Annotated in this window: 20 protein-coding genes and 2 pseudogenes; 7 read left to right on the plus strand and 15 right to left on the minus strand. The window is 43.0% G+C overall.

Translation table 11 applies throughout. From position 1 onward, the window contains the following. Positions 1–111: 111 nt before the first annotated feature. The 3 genes and pseudogenes from JV16_RS15855 to JV16_RS15260 form a co-directional block, all read right to left on the minus strand. A complete protein-coding gene (locus tag JV16_RS15855) occupies positions 112–1,257 on the minus strand; it encodes a YecA family protein (RefSeq protein WP_042535458.1) in 1,146 nt (381 codons plus the stop codon). Positions 1,258–1,708: 451 nt separating this feature from the next. Next, positions 1,709–1,807 (minus strand): annotated as a pseudogene (locus JV16_RS15255) (SDR family NAD(P)-dependent oxidoreductase); the annotation flags it as partial. Between the two features lie 105 nt (positions 1,808–1,912). Further along, positions 1,913–2,349: pseudogene (locus tag JV16_RS15260) on the minus strand (cation:proton antiporter domain-containing protein); the annotation flags it as partial. 110 nt (positions 2,350–2,459) lie between these two features. Here JV16_RS15260 and speD point away from each other — a divergent pair. Beyond that, positions 2,460–3,233, plus strand: a complete 774-nt coding sequence (gene speD, locus JV16_RS09250) for an adenosylmethionine decarboxylase (RefSeq protein WP_042535462.1) — start codon at positions 2,460–2,462, stop codon at positions 3,231–3,233. Here speD and bioC read toward each other — a convergent pair. The 10 genes from bioC to JV16_RS09300 all read right to left on the minus strand — a co-directional run bounded on the left by bioC (position 3,226) and on the right by JV16_RS09300 (position 13,815). Continuing rightward, entirely contained in the window at positions 3,226–3,993 is a 768-nt protein-coding gene (gene bioC, locus JV16_RS09255) for a malonyl-ACP O-methyltransferase BioC (protein ID WP_042535464.1), read from the minus strand. The genes speD and bioC overlap by 8 nt on opposite strands. Continuing rightward, complete coding sequence (locus JV16_RS09260) at positions 3,986–4,666, minus strand: alpha/beta fold hydrolase (protein WP_042535466.1); 681 nt, start codon at positions 4,664–4,666, stop codon at positions 3,986–3,988. Before JV16_RS09260 ends, bioC begins: the two co-directional genes overlap by 8 nt. Further along, positions 4,663–5,832 (minus strand): 8-amino-7-oxononanoate synthase, encoded by a 1,170-nt coding sequence (bioF, locus tag JV16_RS09265; protein ID WP_042535467.1) that lies wholly within the window; start codon positions 5,830–5,832, stop codon positions 4,663–4,665. The genes JV16_RS09260 and bioF overlap by 4 nt, the downstream gene beginning before the upstream one ends. 64 nt (positions 5,833–5,896) lie before the next feature. After that, positions 5,897–6,904 (minus strand): FecCD family ABC transporter permease, encoded by a 1,008-nt coding sequence (locus JV16_RS09270; RefSeq protein ID WP_021094957.1) that lies wholly within the window; start codon positions 6,902–6,904, stop codon positions 5,897–5,899. Beyond that, a complete protein-coding gene (locus JV16_RS09275; protein ID WP_035063227.1) occupies positions 6,901–7,875 on the minus strand; it encodes a FecCD family ABC transporter permease in 975 nt (324 codons plus the stop codon). Before JV16_RS09275 ends, JV16_RS09270 begins: the two co-directional genes overlap by 4 nt. A 60-nt stretch (positions 7,876–7,935) precedes the next feature. Beyond that, positions 7,936–8,868, minus strand: a complete 933-nt coding sequence (locus JV16_RS09280) for an iron-hydroxamate ABC transporter substrate-binding protein (protein WP_412093545.1) — start codon at positions 8,866–8,868, stop codon at positions 7,936–7,938. Beyond that, on the minus strand, positions 8,804–9,664 hold the full coding sequence (locus tag JV16_RS09285; protein ID WP_021094960.1) for an ABC transporter ATP-binding protein: 861 nt from the start codon (positions 9,662–9,664) through the stop codon (positions 8,804–8,806). Before JV16_RS09285 ends, JV16_RS09280 begins: the two co-directional genes overlap by 65 nt. A gap of 121 nt (positions 9,665–9,785) precedes the next feature. Further along, positions 9,786–12,083: a putative bifunctional diguanylate cyclase/phosphodiesterase gene (locus JV16_RS09290; RefSeq protein WP_021094961.1), complete on the minus strand. Its 2,298-nt coding sequence runs from the start codon at positions 12,081–12,083 to the stop codon at positions 9,786–9,788. A 182-nt stretch (positions 12,084–12,265) separates the two neighbouring features. Next, positions 12,266–13,387 carry a glycerate kinase gene (locus tag JV16_RS09295; RefSeq protein WP_021094962.1) on the minus strand — a complete coding sequence of 374 codons (1,122 nt, stop codon included), beginning with the start codon at positions 13,385–13,387 and terminating at the stop codon, positions 12,266–12,268. Further along, positions 13,387–13,815, minus strand: a complete 429-nt coding sequence (locus JV16_RS09300; protein ID WP_021094963.1) for a hypothetical protein — start codon at positions 13,813–13,815, stop codon at positions 13,387–13,389. The genes JV16_RS09295 and JV16_RS09300 overlap by 1 nt, the downstream gene beginning before the upstream one ends. Positions 13,816–13,933: 118 nt before the next feature. On the opposite strand from JV16_RS09300, the gene JV16_RS09305 reads away from it, so the two are divergent. From JV16_RS09305 to JV16_RS09325, 5 genes are all read left to right on the plus strand, one after another. Then, positions 13,934–15,154 carry an aminopeptidase gene (locus tag JV16_RS09305; RefSeq protein ID WP_021094964.1) on the plus strand — a complete coding sequence of 407 codons (1,221 nt, stop codon included), beginning with the start codon at positions 13,934–13,936 and terminating at the stop codon, positions 15,152–15,154. Positions 15,155–15,225: 71 nt separating this feature from the next. Continuing rightward, on the plus strand, positions 15,226–16,317 hold the full coding sequence (locus tag JV16_RS09310) for a diguanylate cyclase (protein ID WP_042535468.1): 1,092 nt from the start codon (positions 15,226–15,228) through the stop codon (positions 16,315–16,317). Positions 16,318–16,362: 45 nt separating this feature from the next. Further along, the gene (locus JV16_RS09315; protein WP_042535470.1) at positions 16,363–17,328 is read left to right on the plus strand and encodes a hypothetical protein; all 966 of its coding nucleotides are present in this window, start codon (positions 16,363–16,365) and stop codon (positions 17,326–17,328) included. A gap of 13 nt (positions 17,329–17,341) precedes the next feature. Further along, complete coding sequence (locus JV16_RS09320) at positions 17,342–17,602, plus strand: hypothetical protein (protein ID WP_021094967.1); 261 nt, start codon at positions 17,342–17,344, stop codon at positions 17,600–17,602. 73 nt (positions 17,603–17,675) lie between these two features. Next, entirely contained in the window at positions 17,676–18,101 is a 426-nt protein-coding gene (locus JV16_RS09325) for an Hsp20/alpha crystallin family protein (RefSeq protein WP_021094968.1), read from the plus strand. A 72-nt stretch (positions 18,102–18,173) separates the two neighbouring features. On the opposite strand, the gene JV16_RS09330 is transcribed toward JV16_RS09325, so the two are convergent. Together JV16_RS09330 and JV16_RS15705 are read right to left on the minus strand one after the other, a co-directional pair. Further along, positions 18,174–19,826 (minus strand): glycerol-3-phosphate dehydrogenase/oxidase, encoded by a 1,653-nt coding sequence (locus JV16_RS09330; protein ID WP_042535472.1) that lies wholly within the window; start codon positions 19,824–19,826, stop codon positions 18,174–18,176. A 113-nt stretch (positions 19,827–19,939) separates the two neighbouring features. Then, entirely contained in the window at positions 19,940–20,092 is a 153-nt protein-coding gene (locus JV16_RS15705) for a hypothetical protein (RefSeq protein ID WP_160289329.1), read from the minus strand. Positions 20,093–20,216: 124 nt separating this feature from the next. On the opposite strand from JV16_RS15705, the gene JV16_RS09335 reads away from it, so the two are divergent. Then, entirely contained in the window at positions 20,217–20,639 is a 423-nt protein-coding gene (locus JV16_RS09335) for an Hsp20 family protein (RefSeq protein ID WP_021094970.1), read from the plus strand. Positions 20,640–20,645: the final 6 nt, after the last annotated feature.

Genomic DNA, 20,645 nt, shown 5'->3' on the forward strand with positions numbered 1-20,645 from the left:
ACAACGATAGGTGCTATCGAGCGACACAGCGACGGGCGGGGCAGCTAGTGCCCCATCCCTTAACGATAAGCCCTGCGTGCAGCTATCCTACGACGCTTGTCGTCGCAACATTTACTTCCCACAACATTTTTTATATTTCTTCCCGCTTCCGCACGGGCACGGGTCGTTTCGCCCTATTTTCTTTTCTTCACGGCGCTGCGGGACGTTTTTATAATTTAAAAGCCGCTGCAATAGCTGGCGGTAATGCTCTTCTTTCTCATACGCAACGCGTTTCCATTCTTCTAATTGTGGATGAGTAAGTCCCATCACGGTATAAAAACTGTACGCTACTTGTTCTACGTCAATGGCTGGAGAAAACTTCCCTTCCTCTAAATAACGTTCAATCTCTGGCAACGCTTCTTCGGAAAGATGATGGCAAAGCGATTCAAAGAAAAAGGCACGGTCTTGGTCGTTTTTAATTTTCGGGAACGCTTCGCGCAACTTCTGCAAAGCAAGCGGCGTTTTAATATTCGCCAACACGTGTGCGGCAAAGATAGACGGGTCTTGCTCTTCCGCATACGGCGCAACGGCATGAGCGACCGCATCCGATTGAAACGCAATCAACGTTCGCTCCACTTCTTGAATTAAAATATCTTCCTCCGTTCTCCTTAACAGACTCGCAACGAACGGAATATACGCATCCAATTTCATCAGACCAATCGCATAAACGGCAAAAATACCTTCGTAGGAAAAATAATCTTGTTGTTCGTTCTTTTTCAACACGTCTTCGATGTATGATTCCATCATCCAGCCTTTTTGCACAAGCGTACGCACCATTTGTTTAGCAGCTGTAAACAAAATGTTATCATAACCTGTTTTGTGCTCTAAGTATGCGATGAACAAGTAGTATTCATCCCAAATGTCCTCTGCTGTTCCATGCAGCATCAGTTCATACATATGCCAGTCGTCTTCTGACAAATACTGCAATAACTCAGACTTATGTTTTGCTGCGATTTCTGGAGCGAATGCGAATAAAAAGTCATCTTTTTTTATTTCCAATAATAGCTGTGCTGCTCGATCACTGAACGTATGGTTTGAAAGATGGCGCAAAATCTCTCTTTCCCGATCCGTCCCTTTATAACGCATCGCTTCTTCTAAAAGACGTTCCGTCCATTCCGCGGGCACGTTCGGATAATCTTCTAGCGCTTGCAAGACAAAACGTTGAATGATGATATCATCACTTAACAAATACGGTTCAATTTTTTGTAAAAAATCCATCTACTCCATTCCTTTCCTACATATAGCTAGTTTTTTCTCTTGCTCATTATCCTTCACTATCCCCTTGTATCCCTAGCACCTGCAAATATTGCCGTAGGCTTTCTTCTACATAGGTTGCTACTAACGCGAGACACCTCCTTCGATTCTTGCCTTTTCTAACGTTTCATCATCGCACAACCGATAGTTGATCGCCTTAATGGCGGCTGGCGGATAACCGTGTTGTCCCGTAAATGTTTTATTCCCCCGTGCGCAGTGGTCGATGCGCGTCTACCTTCACTTTTAACTTATCCACCCGAGCAAACATCACAATTCTGCCATTGTTGTTATTCGCTACAGGACAACCAATTCCTCTTCTTTTAAGCAAAAAGGGGCTGCTTGCCTTTTTTCAAGAAAGGGTCATATATAGAGATATAAGAAAGGGTGTCCCATTACTTTTAGGACACCCTCTTACTTATTTTCGTGCGGTTCGACGGACAAACGGATAAATCGGATCGCGCAATTGGAATTCATACGTGTAGCCATCGACAATTCCTACTACTTTGTCACTGTCATTTGAACCTCTCATGACTAAAGTCACGAGTGTTCTCGGCTAAATTCATAAAAGTGGAATAAGCAATAAAATATCAAATTGTGTAAACAACGGGCGCAAATCTCAATTGACACCAACCATCACGAAAAAAATCGGGGTAAAAAAGCCGTAGCCGAACGAGTCAAGCTTATGAACGAAATCTTGATTTGGAGCCAATAAAGAAACGAGCACCTCGGCAAGAAACGCCCCTAAAATGTTTTCAGCCCCGAGCGTTTCTGATAACGCGACGAGAACGATAATCAACGCAAATACAGCGCGCGTGCCAATTTGAAATCAATTGCTAACCCGCTTAAAAACATTAAAAACAAAAACCCTAACGTCGATAACGTCTCGAGTCACATATCTTGTTCAACAATATTGAACCCCGCCTTCCCGATGATGATCCCTGCAATAATTTCTGCCACCACGACAGGAATCATGCGCAGACGAAAACGATGCAATAAAAGTGGCGTGAGGAAAGCGGCAACGATGACGATAACTAATGATGAAAGCGATGCATGCATCATTCATCCCCCCCTTCCAATCTTTCCACCCATTATATAAGTTTGTGAGCAAAGTTACAATTTTTTCGCATAAACGGGGCAACATAAGAAAAAAGAAAGGAAGATGCATCATGAAACTACACGGATTTAACAACTTAACAAAGTCGCTTAGTTTTAATATGTACGATATTTGTTATACGAAGAGCGCAAGTGAGCGGGAAGCTTACATTGCATACATTGACGAAGTGTATAATGCGGATCGGTTGACGGGCATTTTGCAAAATGTAGCGGATATGATTGGAGCGCATATTTTAAATGTCGCCAAACAAGATTACGTTCCTCAAGGGGCAAGCGTAACGATGCTTATATCGGAAAGCCCGATCGAAGTGCCAAAAGAAGAACCGCCTGTACCACAAGCGGTCGTTTGTGCCCTTGATAAAAGCCATATTACGGTGCATACATATCCTGAATATCATCCGAACGATGGAATTAGCACGTTTCGAGCCGATATTGATGTCGCCACATGCGGGGAAATTTCGCCATTGAAAGCACTCGATTATTTAATTCGCTCGTTTGAGACCGATATTATGATTATCGACTATCGCGTGCGCGGATTTACGCGCGATATTTCCGGGAAAAAGCTATTTATTGATCATGATATCACATCGATTCAAAACTACATTCCTGACGACATTCGCAAACAGTACGATATGATTGATGTGAACGTGTATCAAGAACATATTTTCCATACGAAATGTAAATTGCGCGAGTTTGATTTAGATAGCTATTTGTTTGAACTGTCTAAAGATCAGCTCTCGAAAGAAGAAGTAGACGACATTACACAAAAATTACGCATAGAAATGGATGAAATTTTTTACGGAAAAAACATGACGCTCCCTAACTAATGTCGATCGAAATACAATGGTATGTCGCACGAATACGCCCTTGTTCTGAAAAACGTTGTTCATATTCATGCATCATTGTTTTAAATACAGACGGTCGTTGGCAATAGCGCCCAGACGTACTATTCGTTGCGCCGATGTGGCGAAGCGATAAAAAAAAGTCGCGCACAGAAGGAAAATATTCGACTTCAAACTGTTCGTGGCCACGCGCATGGGCATGCATATGAAGCCATTCACGAAATGTCGGAAACGACGGCCCGATGCGAAGCGGCTCATGAATATGTTGTTTCGCTAGCGCATAAGCAAACGAAGTATGCAGCTCGTAAAACGTTCGGTCGCCAAATGTTGAAAAAAGAAGTTGTCCCCCTTCGTTTCTTCGTTCGGCAAGTTTGGCGATCGTTTGTTTTGGATTTGTGAACCATTGAAACGTGGCATTCGAAATAATTAAATCGTACGTTTCATGCCATGTTACTTCTTCTACATCTGCGCAAAGCCAAGTCACCGGTGCATCCCCTAGTCGTTCTTTTGCGACTTCAATCATGCCCGGGGCGATATCGATGGCGGTGAGCTGTGCATGCGGATAAGCGTCATACAACAATTTTGTCAAATATCCTGTGCCACAGCCGATTTCTAAAATCGTTTTTGGCGGGCGAGAAATGCGTGCCATTAACTCATGCGCCATCTTTTTTTGGACGTTTGCGAACTGATCGTACGTATTTGCTCGTTCGCTAAATCGCTTTTGCATCAATTGTTTATCAATCATTTTTTCCACCGCCTAACCATGTTTGAATGTAATGGGCGCATGCGTTTGGTTGCGTGACGTGCGGCGCGTGCCCGACGTTTGGCATAAGCATAAACGTACAATTGTTTGTTCGTTCATATATATATTGAGCGGCTTGCGGCGGGCAAATGCGATCGCGTTCTCCATGAATAAGTAATAGCGGCACACGAATACATGACAGCTTGTCGCGCACATCTGTTGTGAGTAAGTAGTCTAGTCCAATCAACAAGTCCGGAATGTGATGATACATATACGGGAATGGCTCCGCCTCTTCCTCGCCCCATAACATATCAATAAATGATTGTATCGTTTTTTCCGGTTGGCGTAGCAATTGTCCTTTCATTCGTTCAACCACGCGCGCATGCCAACCGGCATTGTAATGTTCCGTTGTGGTAAATCGGCTCGTTCCCCCGATACATACGAGCGCTTGAACATGTTCATGCGTAGCGAGTTGTAAAGCGACGAGCGATCCGAGCGACCAACCGATCACAAGAGATGGAACGGTTAAGGCTTCTTCTGCTTTCGTTAAAAAATGATGTACATCACGCATATGCTCCCATGCGACGATGGTGACGTGACTTGGCTGGAGCGCATGAATAAGTGGGGCAAACACTTCTCCTTTCATTCCCCAACCCGGCAATAATAGCACGTTCATGCGATCAACTCCATTTCTTTTCCGACTGCACAAATGTGCTCAAGCGCCCAATCGATTTGTTCTTTTGTCATCGTTGCCATGAGCGAAAAACGAATGCGCGCCGTTCCTTCTGGGACCGTTGGTGGACGAATCGCAACGGCGACAATGCCACGCTCGCGCAATCGGGCGCTAAACGCAAGAGCCCGTTCATTGTCGCCAACGATCAGGGGGACAATGTGCGTTGTGCTTTCTCCTATATGAAACCCCGCCTGTTGAAGACGCGTGCGGAAATGGTCGCTCAACGCACGTAAATGGTAACGCCGCGTTGGCTCTTTTTGTACAACGTCAATCGCAGCATAAATGGTGCCGAGTACGCTTGGAGGTAGCGCTGTTGTAAAAATAAACGGTCTCATCGTGTTAATCAAATAATCGATGAACACGCGCTTTCCAGCGACATAAGCCCCATATGCACCGAGCGCTTTGCTGAATGTTCCCATATGTACGTCTACATGTTGTGCCACTTGACATTCATGAGCCATTCCTTCCCCGTTTTTCCCATATACACCGCTTGCATGCGCTTCATCGACGACGAGTATCGCTCCGTATGTTTCTTTTAACGAAACGAGTTCGCGCAATGGGGCGACGTCACCGTCCATGCTGAAAATCGTGTCGGTAACGATCAGTTTTCGCTTATGTCTGTCTGTCTTTTTTAATAACATCTCTAAATGATCGATGTCAGCGTGGCGATATCGTTTTACTTCTGCCCGACTTAATATCGCGCCATCCACAATGCTTGCATGATTCCATTTGTCGCTAAAAATGACCGCATCCCGTCCTGCTAAGGAAGAAAGAATGCCGACGTTTGCTGTGTATCCGCTATTGACGATGAGCGCAGCTTCACAGCCTTTCCAACGAATGAGCGCATCTTCTGCTTGTTCGTATAGCGGATGGTTGCCGACAACAAGGCGGGACGCGGTTGCTCCAACGCCGTATTTCCTCGTTGCTTCCATGCTTGCTTGAATTAATCGTTCGTCATGCGCCAGTCCTAAATAGTTGTTTGATGAAAAATTAAATAAATGTTGTCCGTCTATACGTATAAAGCATCTATCGCTTTCTACGTTGACTAACGTTCGTTTTTGCGCTTTTTTCTCAAGTTGTTCAATATGTGCTTGCAACTCCTCCCACAATGCACCTCTCCCCTTTTTTGTAAACCTTATGATAAAAAAAGTTTACAAATATCTTATCACACGTTTATTTCTTTTTCCATAATAAATAAACGAAATAAGGCGCACCGATAAGCGATACGAGCACACCCGCCGGGAGACCATCTGGTTCGATTAAGTTGCGTCCAACGGTATCAGCAAACAGCAACAACGCCCCTCCCATTAGCATCGCAACGGGTAAACTTAATTCGTTGCGCGGCCCAACAAGCGCACGAGCAATGTGTGGCGCCATTAAACCGACGAACGCAATGCCCCCTGTCACAGAAACGGCCGATGCCGCAAGCGCCACTGCTGCAAGCAATAAAACAAGCCGTTCACGATCGAGCGATACGCCGATGCCAATCGCTACCGAATCGCTTAACTGCAATGCATTGAGGCGATGAGCTTTATATAAAACGAACGGAACGAGAATGATAAGCCACGGCAACAATGCGAGAACAAACGCCCAATCGAGCCCCCAAATGCCGCCAGCTAACCATTTGGCAATAAAATCGACTTTCGTCCGATCAGCTCCTGAAATGAGAACGATCATCAAACCTGAAAACGCGGTGGCAAAACCGATTCCAATTAACACGAGACGAATCGGTTGAAGCCCTGTTTTTTTATTGTATGACAACATATAAATGAGGACGGCTGTCAGTAGCGCACTAAAAAAAGCGACGAGCGGAATAATGTAGGCAAATGATTCCGCTTGAATCGGAATAAATAAAAAGAACAAGGCGACTCCCACACCTGCTCCGGCATTTATACCGATGACGCCTGGATCGGCTAAGTCATTGCGCATGACAACTTGTAAAATGGCACCAGACAACGCTAAAGCCATTCCCGCAAGCAACGTGATCGCGATGCGCGGCAAACGAATGGAGAAAAGAACGAATTGTTCTTTAAACGTCCCTTCACCTAAGAGCACCGGGATCAATCGGTCAAAAGATAAAGAAGAATAGCCTGTCCCCATGCTGATAATCGCTGTCATGCAAATGAGCGTAAATAATACGAGCAAAATGATGCGCTGTTTTTTTCGTAGAGGTACGATCACAACACTTTTCCTCCTTTACGAACGATGAAAAGAAAAAACGGAAGCCCCATGACCGCCACAACTGCTACAACAGGCGTTTCATACGGTGCGTGAATCGTTCGGGCAATCGTATCAGCAAACAACATAAATGTCGCCCCACCGATCGCGCTCATCGGCAAAATAAAACGATAATCCGTTCCAACGAACAGACGAACAAGGTGTGGAATCATTAAGCCAACAAACGCTAAATTTCCGACAAGAGCTACAGATGCACCTGCTAAAACGATGACGATGAAAAAAAGAATTGTTTTTACGCGCGTCAGTTGTTGACCGAGCCCGACCGCTACTTCTTCGCTCATACTTAAAATCGTTAATTGACGGCTTTGCCAAAAAGCAATAAGCATCGCCAAACAAATAAATGGCGTAACGATTTGTAACTCATGCCACGTGGTTCCCATCATCCCGCCAGCCGTCCACATCGATACGTCTTTTGACACTTTATATATAAGTCCAATTCCTTCTGCGACGGCGTATAAAAAAGTAGAAATAGCCGCGCCTGCTAAGACGATGCGAAACGGTGAAAATTGTTTCGCGCCAATGCTAAAAACGAGCAACCCTCCAAGCGCAGCCCCGCCAAAACAAGCGAACACCGTTTCGATATAGTTTGCGGAAGGGAAAAAGGCAAACATCATCGCTAAAGCAGCGTTTGCTCCTGCGGTTAGCCCAATGAGTCCAGGATCAGCGAGAGGGTTGCGGGTCATCCCTTGCATCACAGCTCCGGCTACAGCGAGAGCGGCTCCAACAACAGCGGCAGCCGTTTCACGCGGCAGGCGAACTTCGTGAATCATCGTCGCTATTTTGTTTGTCTCTGGCGCTGTCATCGCTAGCCAAACGTCTTTTATTGTCGTATCCGCCGCTCCGATAACAATTGAGCAAACGAATGTCACAAACAATGCAACACATGCGAACAAAAATTTTTTCAGCATACGCATCCTCTCTTTTCCATTCACATAAAGAAAGAGGAATTCGCGACGAACTCCTCTTTAATTATATTACTCACCTAAAAAATGTTTTTTGAAAAACTCAAGCTGATATTCTAATGTAATTGGATCGTTAAAGTAAAATTCTTTTGCATTCGCTTCAAAAACGCGGTTGTTTTTCACAGCTGGAATGTTTTTGTACGTTTCTGTTTCTGTAAATGAAAGATCACCGTCTGCGTTTTTGCTGAAAATGACATAGTCTCCAGCAAATTGTGGAAGCACTTCAAGTGAAATGGCGTAATATCCGTCTTTCAATGCATGTTCTTCCACTGCTTTTGGCATTTTTAATTTCATTTCTTGATATAAAATTTCTGTCCCACGGCCCCAGTTGTTGCCGAATACGTACAATTGCTTGTCGAAGTTTTCAATGACAGAAACGGTTGCATTTTCACCGATTTTTGCACGAATCTCTTCACCAGCTTGTTGCGCACGCTTTTTAAAGTCTTCGATCCACTTTTTCGCTTCTTCTTCTTTATTTAACAATTTACCAATTTCTAAATGTTGCGTTAAGTAATCTACTTTTCCATACGTATACGTCACCGTTGGCGCAATTTCTTTTAGCTTATCTAAGTTTTTATTTGTTGATGCGGCAATAATTAAATCTGGTTCAAGCTCAATAATTTGTTCTAAGCTTTCATCTGTCACTTCTTTTGCGTCTTTTAAATATGGCTCATAACGCGGGTTCATTTTCGCCCAAGAATCTACCCCAACAATCGGGACGTCTAACGCCATCACGCTACCCGCTAAAAACGAAGATAAAACAACGACGCGCTTCGGATTTGTAGGCACTTCGATTGGACCTGTTTCAGATTGATACGTCATCGTTTTTGGTTCGTTTGTTTCTTTTGTCGCTTTCTCTTGTTCTTTTTCTGTTGCTTGATTACCGCACGCACTCAAGATGAGCACGAACAAAAGTAGAATGGACATCATTCGCTTTTTCAACATATTCTGCATCTCCTTTAATTAAATGATATGTGATACACATTGGCTTGTTTGTTCGAGGGTCGCGACCGATTTCCGCGTCAATATGAAACACTTTTCGTAATACGTCAGGCGTCATCACTTGCTCGCACGTTCCCGCCTGAACAATTTTTCCGTCTTTCATCGCAATCATATAATCAGCAAAACGCGCCGCTTGATTTAAATCATGCAACACCATGACGATCGTGCGCTGTTGTTCGCGGTTTAAACGTTGTAACAGTTCGAGCACTTCTAATTGATGCGCCATATCTAAATATGTTGTCGGTTCATCTAAAAAAATAATATCTGTTTCTTGCGCAAGCGCCATCGCGATCCACACCCGCTGTCTTTGACCGCCTGATAGCGAATCAACTGGACGGTGTTTAAATTCGATCGTTCCGGTCACTTCAAGCGCCCAATCAACGACTTCATAATCTCGTTTCGTTAGCCGCCCGAATCCTTTTTGATACGGAAACCGTCCGTACGAAACAAGTTCACCAACCGTTAAACCACCCGGACTTTCTGGCGTTTGCGGTAAAATGGCCATTTTTTGCGCTAACAGTTTCGTATGCTCTTGCAAAATTTGTTTTCCATCTAAAATGACGGCGCCTTCTTTATGACGAATAATGCGTGTCATCGCCTTTAACAACGTCGATTTCCCACAACCGTTTGGTCCGATAATCGTCGTTATTTTTTCATCTGGAATATGTACAGTTAACCGATCAACAATGACGCGTTCTCCATATCCGACAGAAAGCTGCTCTGTATACAATCGCGGCATATATGTTTTCCCCCTCGAACAACAAGTTAACTAATCGATATTGAGAATTAATATCAATACATATTGTAATCTACATGAATTGATTATCATTGTCAATGATTTTCTTTGTAAAAAACCAACTTCATTCGTTTGGAAGTTGGTTTTTCATGTATGTTTTTTCAAAGACGTCTGCTGGAAGTGGTTTACCGAGCACATATCCTTGAATTTCATCGCATTGAAGAGACCGAAGAAGATCTAATTGTTGCAACGTTTCTACCCCTTCAGCAATGACGCGCAGTTTTAAGTTTTTCGCCAGCACAATAATCGCTTTGACGACGGCGACGTCTTCTTTCTCCTCTGTAATGCCATCAATAAACGGTTTTGCAATTTTTAATCGATCGATGGGAAATTTACGTAAGTAACTGAGCGATGAGTAGCCGGTTCCGAAATCGTCAATCGATATGTGCACGCCAAGCTGCTTTAGTTGTTTCAGTTTATCAATCGTATATTGCTCGTTAAATACAGCGACCCCTTCTGTAATTTCTAAGTCGAGTTGATGAGGTGGCAATGGCGTGTTTTGTAACACGGAATAAATATGTTCGACAAAGTTTTCTTTTAAAAATTGTTTCGGGGAAATGTTAACACTCATGCGGAGCGATCGACCGGTTTGTTCGCTCCATTTTTTCATTTTTCGACAAGCTTCTTCTATTACCCACTCACCAATCGAGATAATTTGTCCTGTTTCTTCTGCAATCGGAATAAAAATGGCTGGTGAAATGATGCCGTGTTCTGGATGAATCCAGCGAATGAGCGCTTCCATTCCGATTAATTCCTTCGTTTGCCCATCAAATTGCGGCTGATAAAATAAGGTGAATTGTTTTTTCTCGATGGCTTCGTGAAGGGCCGTTTCAATAATCGTTTTTTGTAAAACGATACGATCCATTTCACCATTGAAAAACTGATATTGATTTTTTCCTTGTTCTTTGGCGCGATACATGGCGATATCGGCATGTTTCATTAACGTGTCACCTGTTTCTCCATCGTACGGATACACTGCTACCCCTACACTAAGCGATACGCGCATATCTAAATGTTGAACAGCAATCGGCTGCTTATTAATCGAGACGATGTTATTGACAAAACAGTGAAGTTCACTAGTATGTTTTAACGGTGTAAAAATAATTGTAAATTCATCGCCTCCTTGTCGTGCGACAATATCCGTCGAACGAACTTTTTCTTTTAGCCATTGCCCAACTTGTACGATGAGAGCATCACCGATTTGATGCCCGAAATAGTCATTAATTTGCTTAAAGCGATCAATGTCGATAAAAATAACGGCAAGGCCATGTTGCTCTTGTTTTGCACGAATCAACGCTCGCTCAAGCTCCGTAACAAATGCACGACGGTTAAAAAGTCCTGTTAAAAAGTCATGATTAGCCGCGTACGCTAACTGTTCATTCATCCGTGTCAACTCTTGCGTGCGTTTCATGACTTTTTGTTCTAAGTCGTTGTTTAATGTTTGTAATTGTTGCACGAGCTGACGGTTTTCTTTTAACGTCATAAATTGACGAATGAAAATGAATATAACCGCAAAAGCAAAACATGACATCACCATTCGGTCACCGAGATAAATAAAAGGCATCCACATCAAAGTAAGAAAACTGATATACGGAAAAAGAACTTTTATAGCAAACGACGGTTCTTCCTTTTGAAATGATAAATCCCCATCTTTTGCATCATAACTTGAAAAACCGATTATGAGTAAACTCATGATCCATAGCGGATCTAACCATGCGCTGTACACATCATTCCATTGCATCATTTGAATGGAATATATCGTATCTGTAAACACAAATAATGCGACACCAACAATGTTCCATAACCAAATTCGACGAACATTTGTTGCAAAAAAGAGAAGTAACAGTAGAAATAACATCACGAGATCAAGGAAAGGATAAGCAACTAAAACAGCGACATATAAGACATTTTCTTCTAAATGAACGATTGGCTGAATGATATATATCCAGCTATATGCCATCGTCACACATGTCACGATGAGCGCATCGAATAACGCTTGCCACATCGCTATTTGTTTTCGTTGTTGCATGATGATATATAGTAATGAAGCAATATACATCAATGAATGAGCAATATAAAATACGTCTGACCAATTCGGAAACGGGGGCTCGGTTTGAAACGACCACTCGTATATGCGATAAACCGCTTCAGCGATCAAGTAACAAATTGCACCGATGGTCATCCATTTCCAAAATATTCGCTCATTCGTTTTTATACGAATCGACGCTCGCCATAGCAAAATGACTGAAAGACATATGCCACCTAATGAAAAGAACGAACGAACAACTACTTCTGTTTGTCCAGATGTACTGAACAATGCGATGTAATAAACGATGACATACATAAAAACAATGACTCGCACCCGCACCCCTCCTTTTTTTCACATCATATGCGCAAGAAAAAGAAACGAATAGGACGACTAGCCTTGTCGTTAAAAACTAGCCTTGTCGTTAAAAATGTGTTATTTCTTTCTTTTTCTTTTTGTTGTTTATTTAGAACAATGTTTAATAAAAATAAATTAAACAAAACTCAAGCGGTTTTCGGCTAGGAAAACCGCTTGAGCATTCGTGCAAGATTGCGTGCTTTCGTATATAACAGTGTAGAGGCGGATTGCATACTTTGTTCTACTGTCATCGGTTTTGTCGCAATCGCATCGCAGCTAACAAAATATTCATACAGTTTTTCAAATCCGTCACCGAGGCTACCAGACAATAAAAAAGCGGGAACGTCATATTGTTTTGCTAATTGCCCAACATAAAACGGCACTTTTCCGTATAACGTTTGTTCGTCGCTTTGTCCTTCGCCAGTAATGACGACGTGGGCATGCTTCACTTTTTGCGGCAGCTGCACCGTTTCACCGACAAGTTTTGCTCCAGAAATCAACGTTCCACCAAGCAATAAAAAAGCAAACCCTAAACCGCCTGCCGCCCCTGCTCCGCGTTCAAGAGCGTATGAATGCCCAATTTGCTGCTCGATTTTTTGCGCATACGTATATAGCCATTTATCTAATGTGCGGACCGTTTCACGATCCGCCCCCTTTTGTGGTCCGAATACGTACGATGCTCCTCGCTCACCATAAAGTGGATTATCGACATCGCAAGCGATAAGAAATTCGCTTTCATATATGCGTCGATCAAGCGATGCCATATGGACATGGGCAATATGTGGCAAAGAAGAAGGCATGGGCGGCAATAACTCCCCTTTTTCATTCGTAAACGTCGCCCCAAGCGCACATAACATCCCGAAACCGCCATCGTTTGTGCTACTTCCACCAAGTCCGATTACAAACCGGCGATACCCGGCATGAAGCGCTGCGGCAATGATTTCACCTACACCATATGTTGTCGTATGAAGCGGATGACGCTTTTCATTCGGAACGAGTGGTAAACCGATCACTTGCGCGACTTCAATAATGACCGTATCTCCAACGACACCGTATGCCGCTTGCCGCGTTTCAAACAGCGGACCGCGAGCCGTTACATATCGAACGGAGCCGTTCATTGCTGAAACGATTGCTTCCATCGTTCCTTCTCCTCCGTCTGCCATCGGAACAGCAATGACAGCCGCTTCTGGATATTCATGTTGAAACGCTTCTTTCATAATCGAGCATACGTTTTTTGCTGATAAGCTTCCTTTAAATGAATCTGGTGCAATGACGACACGCATTATCCAACAACCTTTTTCAATATATTTTTTCCATTTTCACGAACGAAAACGACCGTCATGACCGTTTCGCGTTCACATGAAAACGGCTCGTTCGTGATCATTTGTTCATAATCGCGATAAGGTGAACGATATAAATCAAATAAAAACGTTGTCGCATCTATTGATTCGACAAATATAATTTCAGCAAACCATTCCCCATTTACATACGAAAGTGGTGGGCCGTCTTGTCGTTCAATAGAAATAAGCTTTTTCTCCTCACTGTTTTCACAAAAAGCGACGCCGACATCGTCCCCTGCACAAAAGCCGATGATCGGCTCGTTCGTCGTAAACGTAAGCGTCTCCCCTTTCACTTGCACATCAACTGTTCGTTCATAAGTACAAATAAATAGTCCTTCAATATAAAATAATTGTTGGTCACCACATCCCATAAGTCATTCCCTTTCTCGTTATGTTCCTTTCTTAATCATAATACAGGCGAAAATGTTTTCACAACATCATTCCTTTTGTTAAAATGATAGTATGCTTTACAACCAAGGAGGTTTTATTATGTTACAAAAATATGCGGAATTAGCTGTACGTGTTGGTGTCAACATTCAACCGGGACAAACGTTGTTTATTAACGCTCCGCTTCCGTCTGCCCCGCTTGTACGTGAAATTGCTAAAGAAGCGTACGAAGCTGGTGCGAAACATGTGCATGTCGAGTGGAGCGATGAAGAAATCACGTACATAAAATTTAAACATGCACCCGAAGAAGCGCTTCATGAATATCCGTCTTGGCTTGCTAAAGGACGTGAAGAAGTGGCTGAAAAAGGTGGGGCGTTTTTAAGTATTTATGCACCAAATCCAGATTTATTGAAAGATATTGATCCGGCACGTGTAGCTGCGGCAACAAAAGCGGCAAGCCTTGCGCTACAACATTACCGCAGTCGCTTAATGGCGGACCATAACTGCTGGTCTTTAATTGCCGTGCCGACACCTGCGTGGGCGAAAAAAGTATTTCCTCATCTGAGCGAAGAAGAAGCGATCGCAAAATTGTGGGACGTCATCTTCCATGTGACTCGCGTCGACCAAGAGGATCCAATTGCGGCATGGAAAGCGCATAATGAAAAATTAGCTCGCATCGTTGATTATTTAAACAATAAGCAATATAAACAGCTCATTTATGATGGACCAGGAACAAACTTAACAGTTGAACTGCCAGATGGACATATTTGGGCTGGAGGAGCAGCGAAAAGTACAGACGGCACCGTATTTAATCCGAATATGCCAACAGAAGAAGTGTTTACGATGCCACATAAAGACGGAACGAACGGGGTCGTGCGAAATACGAAACCGTTGAACTATGGCGGCAATATTATTGACGGCTTTACGCTTACATTTAAAGATGGAAAAGTCGTTGACTTTACTGCAGAGGTCGGTTATGACACGCTCAAACATTTGCTTGATACTGACGAAGGTGCACGCCGACTAGGAGAAATTGCGCTCGTGCCGCATCAATCTCCCATTTCACAATCGAACCTTGTGTTTTATAATACGTTATTTGACGAAAACGCAGCCTCACATTTAGCGCTCGGAAAAGCGTATCCGACAAACATCGAAGGCGGAACGAATATGCGTACAGAAGAACTGCTTGAGCGTGGAGCGAACGATAGCTTAGTGCATGAAGATTTTATGATCGGTTCTCATGAACTAAACGTTGATGGAGTGACGAAAGACGGCGTTCGTGAGCCGATTATGCGAAACGGCGAGTGGGCCATTTCTATTTAACAATGTTGCGGCGTTTGTCCGCAACATTTTTTTTCGTCCGCATATATTGGCAAAGAGAGGAGGAACGGACGATGTTTAAGCAATTTATTGCGAATAGCGGCATACTTATTGCTGGATTTTATTTGATTAGCAAGTTTTTTCCTTCTAACATTCATCAACAATCCCCTGTTCATATGCGCCTACTTGCTGGGGCTTTTTGCGGTTTATTAAGCATTGTGCTTATGTTTTTTTCTATTCCACTCGGACATGGAGTCATTTCTGACCTACGACACGTGCCACTCGTTGTTGTAAGCTATTACGGTGGTATGCCGAGCGCGCTTGCGGCAGGCATCATCATGGGGACAGGACGTTTTTTGTTCGGCAATCCGTTTGCATCGATCGTTTCTTTTTTTACTTCTCTTGCCATTGCGATCGGTTGCGGATGGATCAGTCAACGGATGAAACGACATATAACGATTACAACGTTTTGGTTGAACGTCTACAGCATGTGCTTCGTTTCGCTTGCTTTGTTTATTAACATGCCAGATGCACACACCTATACGCAAACACTCGTTGTTTTTTGGCCTATTTCGATTGTCGCTACATATGTAGCTGCGAATATTTGTAAAGATATTCGGCAATCAAAAGACATGTTGCAACATTATAAACAATGGGCAACGACTGATTTTTTGACCGGGCTTTATAATGTTCGTCAGTTTCATACGTTATTTGGGCAACATCTCGAGCAAGCGAAAGAGGAAAACAGCTGTTTATCTCTTATTTTATTTGATATTGATCGCTTTAAATTGATTAACGATACGTATGGGCATGATGGCGGGGATGTCATTTTACGTGATCTTGGAGAACTGGTCCGCTCGCTCGTTTCGAAAGACGGGATAGCTTTTCGCAATGGCGGGGAAGAATTTTCAATATTACTTTCAAGCTGTGAACATGAAGCGGTGACATTTGCCGAACATATTCGAACAACGATTGAACGTCATCCGTTTTTCGTGCAACAACAAACGGTGCATATTACAATTTCCATCGGCATTTCTGTTTTTCCAACGCTTGCAACAAATGAATCAGAGCTATTTAAGCAAGCGGACATCGCTTTGTATGAAGCGAAGCAACAAGGACGAAATCGCACCATTGTATATAAAAAGGAATACTTGCATGAAACGTGAAACTATAAGACAATAAAAGTAAAAACAATTAAAGGAGCGAAACAAATGAAACAACGATCGAAGCTACTCATTTGTGCGGCGGCTGTCGCTACATTGCTTTCCGCATGTAACGAACAAACGACAGCGCCAGCGAAACAGCCTGTCGAACATAAACAAGAAACAAAAGAGCAAACGCCGCAAAATTTCACACCTGTCGAAAGCACAAATCAATCGTTTACGATTTCGTTATTACCAGCATTCACTTTAGAAGCTGAAGAACCGGGAAAAGATGTCGTGATGCATGAAAGCGAACAAGACCAATGGATGCGTATTGAGCTGCTGCCGAAAGAAGCGAAAGATCAGATGGAAACGTACGCAAAAGAAAGAGCCATGGCCGTCTCTGAACAAGCTACACCGTTTGAAGGCTCACTCCCGTTTGAAGATGCGATCGTATATGAAGCACCTGTCGATAACGATATCGTTTATATCGTTGGTGTGACGGGAGATGAACCGATGTTTTTAACGGTATTTACGAAAAAAGAAGATAACTGGCTGAATACGTTTATGACGATGGCGAAAACGATTGAACGGACGGAAACGGAAACGAGCGAACAACCGCAACCATCTTCTTTCACATATAAAAGTAGCAATCAGCCGTTTCAAGCAAATATTTTAAACGGCTATATGGCGGAAGCGGTCGAGCCAGGGAAAGATATGATTTTTCTCGATGAAGAAAAAGCGTCGATGACGGTTGAACTCATTGATGGAGGAGCGGATTGGTCTCTCATTGCCGAACAAGCAGAACAGTACGTAAAGGCAAGCAGCAAAGATGGAACAGTCGAAAAAATGACGTGGACAAAAGGAACTCGTTTAAACGGTGCCGATGTATATAAAAGCGCCATTGAAAGTGGCGAAGTATACGTGTTTGTCGTAAAAAATGGAACGCCGATGCGGCTGACGATTTTTGTACAACAAGAAAATGAACTAAATCCGTTTTTACAAATGGCAGAAACGATTGAACGGATTGATTAAGGGAGGGCTTGTTTTGGAGCTATTAGAAGCATATCGATCATTATGGTCAAACCGTTCGTTACCTGTCGGCGAAAACGAGGCGAAAGATGTGCTGCTCGATGCTATTCAGCGCGATTTATTAGATGAAATGACACATCCGCGCTTACGAAAATCACCTTATGAAAAATTTTCATTAGCGATGAAGCGAATTGCCACATCATCGCTTGATGCCAAACAGCAATACGAGCTCGTTCGTTTATACGTGCAACAGCTTGAAAACTTGCCTTCTCGCTAAGGCAAGTTTTTTTGTATAACATTGTCCGATTTGCACAAAATACGTATCGAATATGATACGAGGAGGCTTTACGATGGATCCATTTCGTTCGTTAGATGTGATGCGCCGAGATGTAGAACGTATGTTTTCTAACTTCCCTTCTTTTTTATCGCATATGGATGATATGTTTCGTATGCCGCGCGTCGATGTGCATGAAAATGACAAAGAAATGATTGTCACGTGCGACATTCCGGGACTAGAACGAAAAGAAGATGTTGACATTCATATCGACGATCAAACATTATCGATTAGCGGTCAAGTGCGGCGACAATATGATGTAAAAGATGAACATATGCATCGACAAGAGCGGTTTTACGGACGATTTTATCGCACGATCCCACTTCCGTCCCATGCTGCACATGAGAACGTACAAGCATCATATAAAAACGGTGTGCTTGAAATTCGCATTCCGAAAGCACAATCGGATGGGAAAAAACGAATTGATGTACAATTTCATTAACACCGGCACAATTGCCGGTGTTTTTTTTAGAAATGAAAGAAATAGAAAAGGCGGAAGATCCCGCCTAGCGCTCTAACGTTGTGCTTCATTGCTCGGAATAACGGCATCATGAAGCGCAACGTTTACTTGTTGTTCGTATTTATTTCGCTCCTCTTTTGTCCAATGAAAATACGATTGCATCAACGTAACGACTGCTTCTTTTAACTGACGAACCGCCTGAATGTCAAAAAAGAGCGCTCCGGTACGCCGAATGAAAAAGTCGAGCGGTGTTACCGTCATTTCGCATTCAAGTGCATATATGCACATCACATACCAATCAATAGGAAGAGCTATTTCCTCTCGATTGTATGTGCTAGCAAAAGCGAATAAACGATCGACATTCGTACCGTATCGCTGCACGAGCCGTTTTGCTTGTTGTTCCGTCAAGCCGCAAGCCATTCCTTCAGCGATTTTTTCACACATAAACGTATGCCATCGGCTCGCACCGCCAACGTCCCCACCGGAAATCGGCAAATGTTTCGTTTGACACGGTGGATATGTCCCACCTAGCTGTTTAGCGATCAAATCAACAACCGTTTCAGCCATTTTGCGATAGCCTGTTAACTTTCCCCCTGCGATCGTAATCAGACCAGATGGAGATTGCCAAACTTCATCTTTCCTAGAAATTTCAGATGGATCTTTCCCTTCCTCATAAATGAGTGGACGCAATCCAGCCCAACTTGATTCAATATGTTGTTCCGTTAAATGAACGGTCGGGAACATGTATCGAATGGCGCGCAGTAAATAGTCGCGATCATCGCTTGTCATTTTCGGGTGGACGCGATCTCCGTCATAAAACGTATCTGTCGTGCCGACGTACGTCTTCCCTTCGCGCGGAATCGCAAATACCATGCGACCGTCAGGCGTATCAAAATATACCGCTTGCTTAAGCGGGAAATGTGCTTGATCAACGACAATGTGCACCCCTTTTGTTAAGCGCAGTTTTTTTCCGACGTGTGAGCCGTCTTTTTCACGTAATATATCGACCCATGGCCCTGCCGCATTGACAATTTTTTTCGCATATATCGTAAACGTTTTCCCTGTCGTTTGCTCACGACATGTCACGCCATTAATCCGCCCATTTTCATCATACAAAAACGATTCTGCTTTTACATAATTGACTGCGTGAGCTCCGCATTCCATCGCTTTTTTTATCACTTCTATCGTTAATCGTGCATCATCTGTCCGATATTCAACGTAATAACCGCCACCAAGCAATCCGTCTTGTTTAATTAACGGCTCTTTTTGCAACGTTTCATGTGCGGATAACATCGTCCGCCGTTCCGCTTTTTTGACGCGTGCCAAATGATCATACACCCATAGCCCGATAGACGTACTCCATTTTCCGAACGTGCCACCGCGATGAATCGGCAATAACATCCATTCTGGTGTCGTGACATGCGGACCGTTTTCATACACAATAGCTCGCTCTTTCCCGACTTCTGCGACCATTTTTACTTCGAACTGTTTTAAATAACGTAATCCCCCATGAACGAGTTTCGTCGAACGGCTTGACGTGCCAGCCGCAAAATCTTGCATTTCAATGAGCGCTGTTTTCATTCCGCGCGTCGTTGCATCAAGCGCGATGCCACAACCGGTAATGCCACCGCCGATCACAAGCACATCATACGTCGTTTTGCTCATTTCCTCTGTTATTTCCATTCGTTGTTTCGCTGAAAACATCATCATTCCCCCTGTAAAAATAAAAAGAGACCAAAACAAGCACAATAAGCTTCACTTATTATGCATGTATGGTCTCTCTTCGTCTCTTGACATATATGAACTTTAGTTTCATTGTATCATATATGTGGAAAAAGGCAACTGTTTTGCACAAAAAGCCATTTGATCGCTGAACGTGGCTTACATAAGCTAATGTTAATTCCTTTTTCTTTATATTTGTTGACGATATGTTTGACGTTTGGTCGCTTGTTTTCCTCTCGCTTTCTTTGCACGCGCTTTCTTCCTTTCTTATTCTCTTTTACATATTTACGAATCACCATATAAAAAGTTTCGCGAACAATTTATTTTTTCCTGCATATATTACGAACAAACATATGTCGTAAGGAGTGAACATGTATGAAAAAAGATTTGTCTCATATGCTCGATTCGTTTTTTGATGATCGGTCATTAAAAAAATTGTTGTATACGCTCGATGAATATGTTCACCGTGCATTTTCACCGATTTATATTCCAATTGATGTACGCGAAACAAAAGAACAATATGTCATCATTGCCCATCTTCCAAATGCGAAACGTGAGAACGTTCATCTACAATTTATTGACAACACACGTCTGTTGTTATCCGTCGTTTACGATGAACAGACGGAAACGATTGATGATGAAAAGAAAATGATTCATCGTCAGCACACGTATGAACGAGCGACAAAATCCATTTTTCTCCCTTATCCTGTTCAGGAATCAGACATTCAAGCATCGTTTCAAGACGGCAAACTCATCATTCAACTCCCACAAAAGAAAACATTTATTCCAATTGAATAAATAAGA

The organism is Anoxybacillus ayderensis (genome assembly GCF_000833605.1).
Taxonomy (GTDB): Bacteria; Bacillota; Bacilli; order Bacillales; family Anoxybacillaceae; genus Anoxybacillus; species Anoxybacillus ayderensis.

Excerpts from the sequence above, each read along its gene's own strand:
- JV16_RS09275 (WP_035063227.1), bottom strand. The coding sequence starts at position 7,875 with ATGCGTATGCTGAAAAAATTTTTGTTCGCATGTGTTGCATTGTTTGTG.
- JV16_RS09300 (WP_021094963.1), bottom strand. The coding sequence starts at position 13,815 with ATGGGATGTGGTGACCAACAATTATTTTATATTGAAGGACTATTTATT.
- JV16_RS09295 (WP_021094962.1), bottom strand. The coding sequence starts at position 13,387 with ATGCGTGTCGTCATTGCACCAGATTCATTTAAAGGAAGCTTATCAGCA.
- JV16_RS09260 (WP_042535466.1), bottom strand. The coding sequence starts at position 4,666 with ATGAACGTGCTATTATTGCCGGGTTGGGGAATGAAAGGAGAAGTGTTT.
- JV16_RS09335 (WP_021094970.1), top strand. The coding sequence starts at position 20,217 with ATGAAAAAAGATTTGTCTCATATGCTCGATTCGTTTTTTGATGATCGG.
- JV16_RS09330 (WP_042535472.1), bottom strand. The coding sequence starts at position 19,826 with ATGATGTTTTCAGCGAAACAACGAATGGAAATAACAGAGGAAATGAGC.
- JV16_RS09285 (WP_021094960.1), bottom strand. The coding sequence starts at position 9,664 with ATGCCGCGATTGTATACAGAGCAGCTTTCTGTCGGATATGGAGAACGC.
- JV16_RS09315 (WP_042535470.1), top strand. The coding sequence starts at position 16,363 with ATGAAACAACGATCGAAGCTACTCATTTGTGCGGCGGCTGTCGCTACA.
- JV16_RS15855 (WP_042535458.1), bottom strand. The coding sequence starts at position 1,257 with ATGGATTTTTTACAAAAAATTGAACCGTATTTGTTAAGTGATGATATC.
- bioC (WP_042535464.1), bottom strand. The coding sequence starts at position 3,993 with ATGATTGATAAACAATTGATGCAAAAGCGATTTAGCGAACGAGCAAAT.
- JV16_RS09310 (WP_042535468.1), top strand. The coding sequence starts at position 15,226 with ATGTTTAAGCAATTTATTGCGAATAGCGGCATACTTATTGCTGGATTT.
- JV16_RS09325 (WP_021094968.1), top strand. The coding sequence starts at position 17,676 with ATGGATCCATTTCGTTCGTTAGATGTGATGCGCCGAGATGTAGAACGT.
- speD (WP_042535462.1), top strand. The coding sequence starts at position 2,460 with ATGAAACTACACGGATTTAACAACTTAACAAAGTCGCTTAGTTTTAAT.
- JV16_RS09305 (WP_021094964.1), top strand. The coding sequence starts at position 13,934 with ATGTTACAAAAATATGCGGAATTAGCTGTACGTGTTGGTGTCAACATT.
- JV16_RS09280 (WP_412093545.1), bottom strand. The coding sequence starts at position 8,868 with ATGTTGAAAAAGCGAATGATGTCCATTCTACTTTTGTTCGTGCTCATC.